Annotated in this window: 2 protein-coding genes; both read left to right on the top strand. The window is 68.1% G+C overall.

Features of this window, described 5'->3' with window-relative positions; genetic code table 11:
• Positions 1-948, top strand: a 948-nt coding sequence (locus APM_RS10525; protein WP_039888290.1) for a glycerol-3-phosphate dehydrogenase, incomplete at its 5' end; no start/stop codon positions are given.
• A partial coding sequence (locus APM_RS10530; RefSeq protein WP_007423355.1) for a class II aldolase/adducin family protein occupies positions 945-1506 on the top strand: 562 nt, incomplete at its 3' end. The genes APM_RS10525 and APM_RS10530, both read left to right, overlap by 4 nt.

The raw sequence follows: 1506 nt of genomic DNA on the forward strand, positions 1-1506 counted from the left end.
CGCGAGGGCGGGGTCTGGCACGTGACCCTGCGCGCCGCCGATGGCGGGACGGAAGCGGTGACGTCCCGCGTCCTGGTCAACGCCGCTGGTCCGTGGGTTGCCGGAGTCATGCAGGGCGTGATCGGGCTGAACACGCCGGCGAAGGTGCGCCTGGTCAAGGGCAGCCACATCGTCGTCCGCAAGTTCTGGGATGGTCCGCAGGCCTATCTCCTGCAGAACGACGACAAGCGGGTGATCTTCGTCAATCCCTATGAGGACGATCTCTGCCTGATCGGCACGACCGACATTCCCTATGACGGTGCCGCCGAAGATGTCGCGATCGATGCGGCGGAGCGCGCCTATCTGCTGCGCGCCGTCAACCGCTACATGAAGCGGCCGCTCACCGAAGACGATATCGTGGCCGAATTCTCCGGCATCCGCCCGCTATATGACGACAAGGCGGCGAACCCCTCGGCGGTGACGCGCGACTATGTCTTCGATATCGACGAGCAACCGGGCGAGGCGCCTTTGCTGTCGGTGTTCGGCGGCAAGATCACGACCTATCGCAAGCTCGCCGAGCACGCGCTGGAGCGGCTGCAGAAATTCCTCCCCGCGATGCGGGCCCCCTGGACCGGCGCGGCACCGCTGCCGGGCGGTGACATGGAGGGCGCCGATTTCGACCGGTTTCTTGCGGAGTTCCGGCGCGCCAAGCCCTTCCTGCCCGAAACCCTCGCCCATCACTACGCGCGGCTCTACGGCACCCGTGCCGCCGACGTGATCGGTGCTGCGGGTGATCTTGCCGGCCTCGGCCGGCATTTCGGCGGGCTGTTCTACGAATGCGAGGCCGATTATCTGCGCCGCGCCGAATGGGCGCGCGAGGCGGACGACTATCTGGATCGCCGCACCAAGCATGGTCTGCACATGACCACCGCCGAGCGCGAGGCCTTCGCCGCCTGGGTGGCGGCATGAGCGCGGCGCCCGGCCGGGACGATCCGGCGCTTGCCGAACTCGTCGCCGCCTCGGCCCGGATCGGCGCCGACCCGCTGCTGGTGCAGGCCGCCGGTGGCAACACCTCGATCAAGCTCGGCGGGGCGATGTGGATCAAGGCTTCCGGCCAGTGGCTGGCGGATGCCGCTCGGCAGGACGTGATGGTGCCGGTCGATTTCGTTGCGCTGCGCGCAGCCTATGGCGAGGGTGGCGATGTCGAGAATGCGAAACGCTTCCTGATCGGCGGCGGTGTGTTGCGCCCCTCGATCGAGACGGCGATGCACGCGATGATGCCGCACCGGGTGGTTCTGCACGTCCATTGCGTTGCGACCATCGCGACGGCCGTGCGCGCCGATGCCGAAGCCCGGCTCGCCGGCGCGCTCGCGGGGCTCGACTGGGGCTTCGTCCCCTATGTCCGCCCTGGCCAGCCGCTGGCCGATGGCGTGATGGCGCGGCCCGGCCATGCCATCTATGTATTCGGCAATCATGGGCTGACCGTCGGTGCGGAAACGGTGGAGGGTGCCGTGGCGTTGATCGAGA

This window comes from Acidiphilium sp. PM (genome assembly GCF_000219295.1).
GTDB classification, from domain to species: domain Bacteria; phylum Pseudomonadota; class Alphaproteobacteria; order Acetobacterales; family Acetobacteraceae; genus Acidiphilium; species Acidiphilium multivorum.